This window comes from Anabaena sp. AL93 (assembly GCF_001672085.1).
Lineage (GTDB): Bacteria > Cyanobacteriota > Cyanobacteriia > Cyanobacteriales > Nostocaceae > Dolichospermum > Dolichospermum heterosporum.
In genome coordinates this window covers 21,356-33,741 of the sequence record NZ_LJOU01000072.1, presented here as the reverse complement: position 1 = coordinate 33,741, position 12,386 = coordinate 21,356, and the positions used below count along the sequence as shown (strand labels likewise).

The 12,386-nt window shown below is 39.4% G+C and carries 9 protein-coding genes, 1 tRNA gene and 1 pseudogene; 7 read left to right on the top strand and 4 right to left on the bottom strand.

Annotated elements, in window-relative coordinates; genetic code table 11:
• Window positions 1-319, bottom strand: a pseudogene (locus AN486_RS18270) (chaperone protein); the annotation flags it as partial.
• A gap of 542 nt (window positions 320-861) precedes the next feature.
• On the opposite strand from AN486_RS18270, the gene AN486_RS18265 reads away from it, so the two are divergent.
• Both AN486_RS18265 and AN486_RS18260 read left to right on the top strand, forming a co-directional pair.
• On the top strand, window positions 862-1,581 hold the full coding sequence (locus tag AN486_RS18265; RefSeq protein ID WP_290601933.1) for a M15 family metallopeptidase: 720 nt from the start codon (window positions 862-864) through the stop codon (window positions 1,579-1,581).
• A 54-nt stretch (window positions 1,582-1,635) separates the two neighbouring features.
• Window positions 1,636-1,720: transfer RNA gene (locus AN486_RS18260), tRNA-Ser, on the top strand.
• 11 nt (window positions 1,721-1,731) lie between these two features.
• Here AN486_RS18260 and AN486_RS18255 read toward each other — a convergent pair.
• Window positions 1,732-3,279 carry a serine/threonine-protein kinase gene (locus AN486_RS18255; RefSeq protein WP_290601931.1) on the bottom strand — a complete coding sequence of 516 codons (1,548 nt, stop codon included), beginning with the start codon at window positions 3,277-3,279 and terminating at the stop codon, window positions 1,732-1,734.
• 415 nt (window positions 3,280-3,694) lie between these two features.
• Here AN486_RS18255 and AN486_RS18250 point away from each other — a divergent pair, with 415 nt between their 5' ends.
• Window positions 3,695-4,438: an ATP-binding cassette domain-containing protein gene (locus AN486_RS18250; RefSeq protein ID WP_290601929.1), complete on the top strand. Its 744-nt coding sequence runs from the start codon at window positions 3,695-3,697 to the stop codon at window positions 4,436-4,438.
• 357 nt (window positions 4,439-4,795) lie between these two features.
• Here the strand turns inward: AN486_RS18250 and AN486_RS18245 are convergent, their stop codons facing one another.
• Complete coding sequence (locus tag AN486_RS18245; RefSeq protein WP_027403339.1) at window positions 4,796-5,557, bottom strand: response regulator transcription factor; 762 nt, start codon at window positions 5,555-5,557, stop codon at window positions 4,796-4,798.
• Between the two features lie 1,118 nt (window positions 5,558-6,675).
• Between AN486_RS18245 and AN486_RS18240 the strand changes: the two genes are divergently transcribed.
• Both AN486_RS18240 and AN486_RS18235 read left to right on the top strand, forming a co-directional pair.
• Window positions 6,676-6,930 (top strand): DUF6761 family protein, encoded by a 255-nt coding sequence (locus tag AN486_RS18240; protein ID WP_053537928.1) that lies wholly within the window; start codon window positions 6,676-6,678, stop codon window positions 6,928-6,930.
• Window positions 6,931-6,969: 39 nt separating this feature from the next.
• The gene (locus tag AN486_RS18235) at window positions 6,970-7,128 is read left to right on the top strand and encodes a hypothetical protein (RefSeq protein ID WP_205748491.1); all 159 of its coding nucleotides are present in this window, start codon (window positions 6,970-6,972) and stop codon (window positions 7,126-7,128) included.
• A gap of 45 nt (window positions 7,129-7,173) precedes the next feature.
• Here AN486_RS18235 and AN486_RS18230 read toward each other — a convergent pair whose 3' ends face one another.
• Window positions 7,174-8,388 carry a transposase gene (locus AN486_RS18230; protein WP_290601926.1) on the bottom strand — a complete coding sequence of 405 codons (1,215 nt, stop codon included), beginning with the start codon at window positions 8,386-8,388 and terminating at the stop codon, window positions 7,174-7,176.
• Window positions 8,389-9,359: 971 nt separating this feature from the next.
• On the opposite strand from AN486_RS18230, the gene AN486_RS18225 reads away from it, so the two are divergent.
• Window positions 9,360-10,556: a LeuA family protein gene (locus AN486_RS18225; RefSeq protein ID WP_053537929.1), complete on the top strand. Its 1,197-nt coding sequence runs from the start codon at window positions 9,360-9,362 to the stop codon at window positions 10,554-10,556.
• Window positions 10,557-10,893: 337 nt separating this feature from the next.
• Window positions 10,894-12,384, top strand: a complete 1,491-nt coding sequence (locus AN486_RS18220; RefSeq protein WP_053537931.1) for an MFS transporter — start codon at window positions 10,894-10,896, stop codon at window positions 12,382-12,384.
• The last annotated feature ends 2 nt before the right edge of the window (window positions 12,385-12,386 follow it).

Sequence of the window (12,386 nt, the reverse complement as noted above, 5' to 3'; positions counted from 1 at the left end):
CAATGGGACCTTTATCAGTACGTTTACAGCTTTCTCGCAGTGCCATTTTAAAGGTAGGAAAAAAGCTGTAGTCTTTAGCGTTTTTGGCTTGACGCAGTTCCGCTAATCGGGATAAGGCCGCATATCCCCATGTTTCCAATTTGCGATCGCTGTTATAGAGGCTTTGCGTCAAAGTTTTGATGTACGGAAAGGGTTGTTTGTCCCATTCATAGCGCCCGATAACCCGTTTATCGTCTTTAAAGGCATAAGCATAGCCTGAACGCGATGTTCCAAAGTCAATGGCTGCGACAACTTTGATCTTCTTGCTATCAAGGACCACTACACTAATCTCCTACAAACTATGAAAGTAACTTCAAACACTATCTCTTTGTATCATAGCAGAAATGTTGAATAGCGTAATAAAAATTTACATATTGAAATAAACTTAGCCTATATATAACCCACATTCCGCACCCCAAACTGTCACAGAGGGAAATTACGTAGAGATGAATCAAAGGGAGCATCAAAACAAACATATAAAGTGAAAAAAGCATTTGAGAAACAGTAAATCACCAAAAATGTCATCAAAACCTATTCTCAATGTACTAGATGGTCTATGTTTTGAATTTCTATTTCTTGCGGTTTCAATTTCACAACAGATTCCTCTACTTGTTCTAAAGGGATTCTCTCAGTACTTACAGCGATTTCCAATCATATAAGGTACATCTTAGCCCCCTCATCGCTTGCGGGGAGGGGGTTGGGGGTGGGGTTCTTGTTCCGGGTTTGATGACAATTTGCTGTAGTTGTATAATAATTTATATATAGTCATTTAAAATAAATAAAAAAATCCAGCCTTTTAACAGTACTGCTAACCTACTTAAAATGCGACCTTATTACCAAATCCCCATTATTGAATGTGGTGAACCTTTAGTTAAGATTCCTCTAGAATTGTTTGCGGTGGAGTCTCCTCACCCTTATCAAAAGTTAGGTGCTAACTACGGCGGACATTCACCTTATTATTTGCGCCAAAGTGTTGTTGAAAATTTGATTCAGGCGCAAAATAATTTACAGTTACTATGTCCTAATTGGTATATTCAAATATTTGATGCTTATCGTCCTGTGGCTGTGCAGCAGTTTATGGTAGATTACAGCTTTGGGGAAGCGTTGCGAGAACGGGGTTTGACAGAAAAGGAATTATCACCCCAGCAACGGGAAGATGTATGGAAGCTGGTTTATGAAATTTGGGCTGTACCCAGTTTGGATATGAAAACCCCTCCTCCCCACAGCACGGGGGCTGCGGTAGATATTACTCTAGTCAATGATCTTGGGGAAGTTGTAGATATGGGTTCACCTATTGATGAAATGTCCGATCGCTCCCATCCAGAATATTATACTCATAGTCATCAAGAATATGATGCTAACCGTCAACTCTTACGGGATATCATGTTAAAAGCTGGATTTCAACGCAATCCTAGAGAATGGTGGCATTTCTCCTTTGGTGATCAAATGTGGGCTTGGTTATATAATCAATCTCATCCCGAAACTGTGATGACAGCACGTTATGGAAGATTGAATTCAGATACATCCAAGAATTTTCCATAGGTTGTGTTATAATCGTAGACGCTACTAGTGAAGCAAAACTTCATAGTTTATGTTGGAGAGGTGTCCGAGTGGTTGATGGTGACGCACTCGAAATGCGTTTTGGGGAAACTCAACGGGGGTTCAAATCCCCCCCTCTCCGTTGAATTTATGTTATAATTGCGGCTTTTCTTCCTTTCGTTGCTGAATTTCCGGCGCTGGGTTTTGCTTGGTTTCCACAGTGGGAACTACCACACCCGAAGAATTTTCTGGTTGAGATTCCTGGGGTGGAGTCACTACGGGAGGAGGTTCTGGTGCTGTATTTTCTGGAGGTGGAGAAGCTTTTTGGGATTCTTTAGAATCGCGCAGGGTATCCATTAAGGATGGTGAGGAAGTCACAACCGGTGTTGATTTCTTGGTGGTATTGTCGGGATTTGGTGTGGGTTGAGAGTTCTGATTCTCAGCCGTTGTTTCTTGAGAATCGCTAGTAGGAATTGGTTCTGGAGAAACGCGAATATTCTTACGTTTTCTCCGCAAACGAGGTAATGGTACAGATTGATTGAATGAGGAATTTTGAAGTTTTTGATTTGCAGATGATGGTGATATTTCCACAACAGGTTTAGGTGGAATAGGTTGATAAGTAGATTGTGCAAAAGATGGTTTAGGTGATGATTGTAAATTGGGTTTTGATAATATCTGCGTCATGCTAAAACCTGCGGTAGCTGCAACCAAAGCAATACTAATGCTAATAACTCCCTTGGGTATACCTGTTTTTTTGCCAATGTTGGCGATTTTTGATGGTGTGGACAGGGGATGAAAAGTAGCTTTTTTAGGTGAATATTCTGATTTTAAATCCGATAAATTAATGGTGGGGATTGCTTGGGTAGGTAAACTTGGTGATGTGACAGCCAACCTATTTCCTGGTAAAAGTTGCAGCCATTCTGCTACTGTGGTGGGGCGAAATTGTGGTTCTACAGCCATTCCTCGGCTAACTGCTTGATTAACAGCCGCACTCAGATGAGGTTGTAATTCACGAGGAGAAGGCATTTGTTCTCGGTCACGCAATAATGCAGGTATGGGAACTTGTGCTGTCAAGAGTGCATAGAGGGTTGCTGCTAACCCATAAACATCTGTGGCTGCTGTGCGCTGTGCTTGAGTTAAATACTGTTCAATGGGTGCATATCCCTCGCTGACTAAACCTGTATGTGTCTGTTTTGCCCCATTATTAAATTCTCTAGCAATGCCAAAATCAATTAGCACTACTTCCTGAGTTCCTTGACGCAGGATAATATTATCTGGTTTAATGTCTCTGTGTAGCAACCCGTTATCATGCACTACCTGCAAGGCTGCGCCTATTTGGCGGATATAATGAATGGCTGTAGCTTCTGGTAAGGGTATTCCTGGTAAAACAAATGCTGCGCCTAAAGTGTCTCCGCGAATGTATTCCATTACCATGTAAGGTAAACTGTCTTCTTCAAAAAAGTCGCTGACTCGGACAATATGAGGATGAACACAAGCGGCTAATCTCCTGGCTTCATCTTGAAATTGGCGCTGAAATTTGGGAAAATCGGGATGTTGCCGCAACCTTTCATTGATAGTTTTCATCACCACTTCTTGATTTAAATAGTGGTGCATAGCTTTGAAGGTAACACCAAATCCGCCCCGCCCTATTTCCTGGAGGATGGTATATTTTCCATTCTGCAAAATTGTTCCTGCTAACATAGGGTTTTTTCAGTCTTAAATAAGCAGATAATTAATTGGGTTATATCATTCCCATCTATTATGGCAAGGGTTTTAGATTTTGGGTGTTGCTGAATTGAGGTATGAAATTCCCAAATTGAACCTTTAAAACTCAAACCTCAGTGCGTCTACTCTTCGAGATCACGAAGCGTGATTGCGCCTTTGCGTGAGACTAAAATTCATACCCTTAATCAGCAACACCAGATTTTGTAACTCCTAAGTACCCAATCTGCTGTAAGTAGGTGAACACAATAAAACCAAACTGTGTAAAGAAACGTAAAATCGCCCAAAACCTCTTTACTCTTGCCTTTTGCCTCTTGCCTCTTGCCCTGCCATAACGACAATTTTCAACGCCAACCTACTTATCAAAATAATTATTAATTGTTACCTATTCCCTATGCTGAGGCTAGAATCTGTTAATTTTTATCGGCGGTTACAACATCAACACCAATACCCAATTTTACAGGATATTTCCTTTAGGGTATCACCGGGCGATCGCCTAGCCATTGTCGGTACATCCGGTGCTGGGAAAACTTCTTTATTACGCCTCATCAACCGTTTAAATGAACCCACGAGCGGCAAAATTTATCTTCAAGATCAGGAATATCGGCAAATTCCCGTTATCCAACTCCGTCAACAGGTAATGCTTGTCCAACAAGAATCTAAGTTATTGGGGATGACAGTTGGGGAAGCCTTAGCTTATCCTTTAGTTCTGCGTGGTCTACCAAAGCAAAAGATTCAGGAACAAGTCAGTTATTGGCAAGAACAACTGCAAATTCCTGAACAATGGTTAGGACGAACCGAGGTACAACTTGCTGCTGGACAAAGACAGTTAATTGCGATCGCTCGCGCCCTAGTTACCGAACCCCAGATTTTACTTCTAGATGAGCCTACATCAGCCTTAGATACTCCCACATCCACTCACTTAATCAATATACTAACTCACCTAAATCAACCCCATTCCTCGGCAATTTTGATGGTAAATCGCCAAATAGATTTAGCTCAAGCATTTTGTACCCACCTCTTACATCTTCAACAAGGTCAATTAGTAGTCAATCAACCTGCTGCTGAGATAGATTGGAGTAACTTAGCAACCAGCTTAATTCAAGCCGAAACTCAAGCACTAGCAGAATGGACTTAAAGCACATTCTGATGTTATGAGGTACAGTTTTTTATCGCAAAATTCGTAGGGGCGCAGGGTCTGCGCCCTCCATTGCGCCCTCCATTGCGCCCTCCATTGCGCCCTCCTCCATTGCGCCCTCAATTGCGCCCTCCATTGCGCCCTCAATTGTATTTCATAAGAACGAGAATTGCTGTTCCCTGCTCCCCTTTCCCTGTTTCATGAACTTTGAGTAAGTAGTGAGACAGAATTAATTACACAATGTAATTGCGTAAGCGTTGCGTGGCGTTAGCCATATGGAACGAAGTGAAATGAAGCAATCGCCAGGGCTGTGATTGCTTCCCTTCCCTCGCAATGACTGTAAATATTTTTGTCCAATTACTTAGTTAGTACAGGAATTTGATTAGTAAATCTTTCTCTTGGTAATTTTGTTTGTGTTTGTGGAACATTAACATTCAAGATTTCCATGTTAAACCTGTATCCCACATTGCGGATAGTTTGAATTAAACTGGGTTGACGTGGATCAAGTTCCACTTTCTTCCGCAACGATAAAACATGAGTATCAATGGTGCGTGGATTATCAATAGCATCAGGCCAAGCACGACGTAATAATTCCGATCTACTTAAAGGCACTCCTCCAGCTTGTGCTAAAACGTATAATAAGCTGAACTCCTGGGGCGTTAAATCAATAAACTCCCCTTGAAACCGCACCCGACGCTGAACTAAATCAATTTGCAAACTGCCATAATCTAAATAGGCTGGTGCAGTAGGTGTCCGGTTACGGCGGATAATTGCCTCAACCCTAGCCAAAAATTCCTGCATTCCGAAAGGTTTGCTTAAATAATCATCCGCCCCCGCTTTTAATCCCGTCACAATATCGGCTTCATTCGTACGAGCAGATAGCATGAGAATTAAAGGCTGTTGTTGACGATGTAACCAGCGGCAAAACTCGACCCCATCACCATCCGATAAATCCGCATCTAGAATGACTAGAGTGGGTTGATGGCTGATAAACACTTCTTTTGCTTGATAAATACTGGCAGCTTGATGAACTCGGTATTCTAGTTGTTGCAAGTGCCAACCCAACAACGACCTCAGATGGGGATTCCCCTCAACAATTTCTATACAAACCGAACCCACAGTGGTAAGACCCCTTAGCGTTGATGAATCTCAAATTAACAATCTCATGGTTAAGGTTTTGTAGTTTTTGTTACTTCAATAGACATATTCTTCACATTTCCCTCAAAAACCTTGCAGAAAATTTATTTTTTACTTTATTTACAGCCAAGCTAGTAGCTTTATTAAGTTTTTATTACGTTTACATTATATCCATAATAGGTAAATAAAATTACTTTTCTATTAATTGTAGCGACATGAACTAGTAGTCTGTCAACCCGAAAATGACGGGTGAAGGCAAGCAGGGGGCAGGGGTGGGGGAGGTGGGGGAGGTAGGGGAGGTAGGGGAGGTGGGGGAGGGAAGAACAGAAGTTTTTTCCGATCATTACCCATCAAAATAAATTTGACGAACTGCTAGTCACTGAGCGAAGTCGAAGTGCTGACCTCTGACTTCTGACCGGGAATTTTGGATTTTAGATGAAAAAAATTTGGTACAAATCCCCGTCCGTGAGGACGGAAAAATCCTCGCTGCGCTGCGTACGCTTCGCTAACGTCAATCCCAAATTTTCAAGCTCTACACTTGGGGGCGGAATCAATCCAAAATCCAAAATCGAGTGATTCCTGACTCCTACCCCATATCATTAAAGTTTATTTTTAGCAATCTGTCTTACTCCTTAAGAGATATGGTAAACTCAATAGGACAATCATTTACCAAAGGGAGTAGCACAAAAATCACACCCGATTATAACCAAAGGTAGAGACAGGTTGTTATTTAGCCCGGAAACAACTAGTAAATTCTAAAACTTGATTTTACAGATTTATCCACTAATGGCTAGATTTGTATTCCCAGTGAACAACGTCTAAAAAATTGGATAAAAATAAATTACCCTTGTGGTTACAAATAGATAGCTAAACTCAAGCTATCAGATCAAAATCCTGACAAAAAATCGTAAAAATACCTTACAAAATCAGCATATTTCCAATTTTTTGGCGTAGGATTTAATTAAGTTTTTAGCTGCTGGGGGGTCTCACCCAAGGTGAAAATATTAACTTATAAGTTAATACAGAAGAGGGAAGTGATACTTCATTAAGCGTGAATAATCATCTACAATTCTCATCGCAAAGAGATTAATACAGCAGTTATGCTCCAAGACACACAAACCATCCGCTACTACCAAAGACTTACCGACGCCTTCGTCGAATTATGGAATCGCGGTTATCGTATGGATGATATGCGGATGTATTTGGATGGATACCTTGCCGCACTTCGACATAGTAACATCATGGAACCATATTGGATTCATCGCTTAGAAGAGGAAGCCAGCCGTTATTTGTATGATGTATCTAACTTCGCAATGGTTCAGCCGGAACCTGAAAAACAACATGGCTACTACTAAAGGTACTATCGGATTTTACTAACTAGCCCATTACCGCCGATGATCATAGCACGATTTTTGGCTTGGTCAATGGGGTATGGGGGACTAAATTTGGGAACTACTGCAATTGATATGAAATCAAACCCCTTAGTTTTACATCACCAAGGGGAATTTTTTTGTTTATTTGTCAATTTAGAAATTAAAACATTTTATGTTTAAAGGCAGATTAACCATACATTATTATTTAGATTGACACTCTCAGGGCTAAAGCCGCTGAGATTCTTTGATCAAAGACATGACTTGCTCGTCCAGGATTTCTCCAGCACAAGTAGAGGTCTTATCTCCCAAAGCGTTGCTCATGTCTAGCATGAAAGTTCCGGTATGCCCTACCGTACTCAATCCTCGACTCAGGATATTTCTAGCTGCATTTTCATCTCTATCCATCACACAACCGCATTTACAAATATGCGTTCTGGTGGATAGAGATTTTTTGACAATTTCACCACAGCCAGAGCATTCTTGGCTTGTATATTGCGGATTGACCGCTACTGTGACTCTCTTGAATACTTTCCCGAAATATTCAAGCCAGACACGAAACTGATACCAAGATGCGTCGTTGATAGACTTGGCTAGACAATGATTTTTCACCATATTTTTAATTCTCAAATCTTCGTAGGATATCAAGTCGTTTGACTGAACTACGCACCGTGCTAATTTCACAGCATGGTCTTTACGTTTCCTACTTATTTTGAGGTGGCGTTTACCTAAAATCTGTCTAGCTTTGCCTCTATTTTTTGAACCTTTGACTTTTCTGGAAACACGACGTTGTGAACGTTTAAGAATCTTTTCTCCAATACGCAGAAATTTAGGATTCTCAATCATCACACCATTGGAGTCAGTGTAGTATTCTTTCAAGCCTACATCTAATCCAACTGTATTTCCTGATGGAGTTATATCTTCTTGGCGATTAACATCAATGCAAAACTGACAATAATAGCCATCAGCCCGTTTAACTAACCTAACTCGTTTAATTTGATTTATTTGATAAAAATGCAAATCACGAGTCCCTTTGATCTTTAATCTACCAATACCTTTTTTATCAGTGAATGTGATAGATTTACGATCTTCTGAAAGCTTCCATCCTGATGTTTTGTATTCGACAGAACGGCAGTCTTTTTGAAACTGAGGATATCCCTTTAATCCAGGAATATTCTTTTTACAGTTATCGTAAAACCGAGAAATAGAAGACCATGCTCGTTCGGCGCTGGCTTGTCGTGCCATTGAGTTAAGTTCATTAGCGAATGGAAAATTAGCCGCCAAAACAGCGCAATATTTCTGCAAGTCGTTTTTGCCCGTATCTTTTACGTCCATCCATAGCCGAATACAGCTATTCCGAACGAATTGAGCGGTGCGAATTGCATCATCTACTGCGCTAAATTGAACTGATTTCCCGTAAGTTTTGAACTCAAAAACTAGCATCGCTTTTACCTCCAACCTTATACTACTCTTCATGGCGTAAGATTGTCAAGATATTTAGCGGTACAAGATTTAAATAGGTTAAAACCTATCGTGTCGCTTATATCTCTTTCTCTGAAGCCACTGAGCTTTACGCTTACCGGATACTTCTGTAAGCTACAAAATAAATGATCCTGTTTTGTCATGCTGAGTGTAGCGTTCGCGGAGCGTGGCGTTAGCCATAGCGAAACGAAGCATCTCAAGAGATTCTTCACTACACTTCGTTTCGTAATGCCTCTTGCACGCTGCGCGAACAGAATGACATTGGGCATTTCTTTTTGTGGAGTTCTCTTAGATGAAACCGATAATCTCCAAAAACCTAACCCCCTTGCCTCCCTTCCCTACGTTAGCGCAGCGTGCCGAAGGCTGGGAAGGGGGGTTTCAAAGCCTCTCCCCGAAGCGGGGAGAGGTTTACCAGAGGGGTTTGTTTATACATTAAAAACTTTTCAAACATCCTCTAAGAGACTTCCAAATAAAAAAATGTCCCAAAACTGATGCAGAAATTCTCTCTCTGTGTACTCTGTGCCTCTGTGGTTCGTTTCTTAGGATAATTTATTTCTTGGAAGTCTCTAAGCATTTTTTGCCCCTAGAAACTTAACTTAAACTATAGAGGTGTCGGTTTTACGCCCTTCATGGTCTTTCTTTTATAGCGCTTCTTAATTTAACGAGGTACAATTTATCCTCTTTCATCTGCGGTTAATTCTTTCTTCTTTTACCTCACTTGAATGGTAATTACTATAATTTTCACTTGTGTATAAAATATGGTAAATCATGGAAAGTATAAGCTAAACACCATGCGTCTTGAAACCTATAGTTTTTCTATGGCGAAAACCCAAGTTTTCAAGATGGATGGGGTATATGAGCATTAATAGAATACAGTTTACGAATATTCTTGAGTAAAATTGACATTGAATAGGTTGAAACTTAGGGTAAATATGTTGCAAATTCTTGACTCTACTTTAAGAGAAGGAGAACAAACTCCAGGAGTTTATTTTTCTCCAGACAAAAAAATGATAATTGCCCAATTTTTAGATCAGATAGGAGTTGATATTATTGAAGTGGGTAATCCCGCAGTAGATCGAGAAATAGCTTTAGCTATCACGCGCATTTCTCAAGCAGGACTTAAGGCGAAAATAGGCGCTCATTCCCTTTGTAAAATAGATCATGTGCAAAAAGCTTTAGATTGTGGTATTGATTTTTTAGGGATATTTTTTAGTGTTTCTAAAAAGCGATTAGAACAAGATTATAATATTGATTTAGATGTAGCAATTGAAAAGATTATTGAAGTAGTTACTTTTGCCAAAGAACAGAAGCATGACTTATTAATTAGATATACAGCAGAAGATACAGTGCGATCGCCTATAGAAAATGTCATTGCCGCAGCCAGTGCCGCAGTCAAAGCAGGAGTGAATATCATTAGTATAGCAGATACAACTGGCTACTCCACACCTTTCCATCCCCAGCGTAGTATGTATTTTTATGTCAAAACCCTAAAAGAAGAATTAGGAAATCGTGGTTTATATCCACAGATAGAGGTGCATTGTCATAATGATAAAGGTTTAGCTTTAGCCAATGCCTTAGATGCCTATAGAGGAGGCGCAGACATTATTGATGTAGCCACAATGGGATTAGGAGAAAGAGCAGGAATTGTTGATTTAGCTGAACTATTAATCAATTTAATAGATATGGGTGAAAAAGAAAAAAAATGGCAACTTAACTATCTAGAAGAGTTATATAAATTCGTGAGTCAGCACTCTCATATTCCCATTCCTCCCCATCAAGCTATCACCGGAAAAAATGCCTTTACCCACTATGCTGGAGTTCATGTTAAAGCTGTAGCCAAAAATGAGGAACTTTATCAAAGTTTAAATCCGCAACTTCTCGGCAAACAAAGTAGTTTTGCATTAGGAATGCAATCAGGATATACTGCTGTGCAAATGGCACTGAAGCAAATTGGTCAAGGAGAACTAGCTGAAAATAAAGACCTTGTAGATAAAATTCTCCAAGAGATTAAAGTAATTGCCAAAAGAGGAACTCCCATTGATATCGAAGCAGAACTACCGAAAATTATAGAACAATTTAGTGTAGCAACACATCCATTCGGGAACGATATTTGTAATTTATCTGTTTGAGTTCAGGAATGAATTAAGAATTAAGTTCACCCTTGCTTATTTTGTCTTAATTATTCCTACTGCTTCTTTTTGACTCCTGATATAAGTAGGTGAACACAATAAAACCAATCTGTGTAAGTAGGTGAACACAATAAAACCAAACTGTGTAAAGAAATGTAAAATCGCCCAAACCCTCTTCACTCTTGCCTCTTGCCTCTTGCCTTTTGCCTTTTGCCTTGCCATAACGACAATTTTCAACACCAACCTACTTAAAGAAAAGTAAAATCGCCCAAACCCTCTTCACTCTTGCCTCTTGCCTTGCCATAACGACGATTTTCAATGCTAACCTACTTACAATATGTTAAAAACTCAAGAACCTGAATTTAATTGTCTCAAAACTGAAATCAAACCATCTGCAAAATGGTGGACTATACTGAGCGTTAGTATTGGTGTATTTATCTTTTCCTTAGATGTTTATATAGTTAATCTAGCTCTACCAATAATGCTGGAATCACTACATACGACCTTTGCAAATAGTCAATGGGTAGTATTGAGTTACCTGTTAGCAATATCTATTTTTGTTTTGAGTGCTTCTAAATTAGGCGATATATGGAGTAAAAAGAAGTTGTACATTATCGGTATGATAGTGTTTACAATTAGTTCTTTGCTATGTGGACTTGCCCCAAATATAGGCTTTTTAATAGCTTTTCGTGCCATTCAAGGAGTAGGGGCTGCATTTATCTCAGGACTAGGAACAGCGATGATTGTAGAAGCTTTCCCAGTGGAAGAACGAGGGCTGGGTTTAGGTATTCGCGCTGGAGTATTTGGTTTAGGAATGATGTTGGGACCAACAATAGGAGGTTTATTAGTTAGTATCGGAGATTGGCCTTTAATTTTCTTTATTAATGTGCCAATTGGGATTATAGGGATTTTAATTATGGCTTATTTTGTCCCCCCTTCTATTGTTAATGGAGAAAAACAACAGTTTGATATCATAGGAACTATAGTTATCACATTTATATTAACTTGCTTTATATTGGCAATAACCTTATTAGAAGAACAGAATCATGACTTAAATATCATTCTAGCTTTACTATTTTTATCTATGATTAGTTTAGCTTTTCTCATCTTCATAGAAATGCGGACTGTCACCCCTATTTTAGATTGGAAAATTTTTAGATCTTTAGACTTAAGTTTAGGTTTAGGATTGCGGTTTATAGGTAACTTCGTGATTGCCGGATCAATCTTTATCCTCCCTTTCTTTTTCAAACTAGTCAAACAATATCCTACTAATAAAGCTGGTTTTCTATTAGCAATTCCACCGATTATCATTGTTTTAACCGCACCTATGGCTGGGACGCTTTCTGATAAATTTGGCTCACGGATTATTAGCATAACAGGATTATTATTAATGGCTATTGGCTGCTTTTTAATCAGCACATTTAACGCAGAATTAACGATAATCAATTATATAATTGCAATTATTCCCTATGGGTTGGGTATAGGAATGTTTCAATCTCCCAACAATAGCGCCATTATGGGAGCAGCACCACAAGATAGTTTAGGGATTGCTTCGGGTTTATTATCCTTGTCACGAATATTAGGACAAACTATAAGTGTGCCATTAGTGGGAGCTATATTTTCATTTGTGACTCTTAACAATACTCAACTAAACACAAATATTAATATCACTAATGCACCTGTTGCATCATTAGTTTTAGGTACACAAATTACTTTTCGCTTCATTACTATTCTCTTAGTTATTTCTACAATATTTGCAATTTATTTATGGTGGATTAAACAAAAGCGAGTATCAATGGAAAAACTCATTTCTGATATAAGTAGGTGAAC

Bases quoted from the DNA above. Each gene is read 5' to 3' on its own strand.
- AN486_RS18265 (WP_290601933.1), top strand. From the start codon at position 862: ATGCGACCTTATTACCAAATCCCCATTATTGAATGTGGTGAACCTTTA.
- AN486_RS18240 (WP_053537928.1), top strand. From the start codon at position 6,676: ATGCTCCAAGACACACAAACCATCCGCTACTACCAAAGACTTACCGAC.
- AN486_RS18235 (WP_205748491.1), top strand. From the start codon at position 6,970: ATGATCATAGCACGATTTTTGGCTTGGTCAATGGGGTATGGGGGACTA.
- AN486_RS18220 (WP_053537931.1), top strand. From the start codon at position 10,894: ATGTTAAAAACTCAAGAACCTGAATTTAATTGTCTCAAAACTGAAATC.
- AN486_RS18250 (WP_290601929.1), top strand. From the start codon at position 3,695: ATGCTGAGGCTAGAATCTGTTAATTTTTATCGGCGGTTACAACATCAA.
- AN486_RS18225 (WP_053537929.1), top strand. From the start codon at position 9,360: ATGTTGCAAATTCTTGACTCTACTTTAAGAGAAGGAGAACAAACTCCA.
- AN486_RS18255 (WP_290601931.1), bottom strand. From the start codon at position 3,279: ATGTTAGCAGGAACAATTTTGCAGAATGGAAAATATACCATCCTCCAG.
- AN486_RS18230 (WP_290601926.1), bottom strand. From the start codon at position 8,388: ATGCTAGTTTTTGAGTTCAAAACTTACGGGAAATCAGTTCAATTTAGC.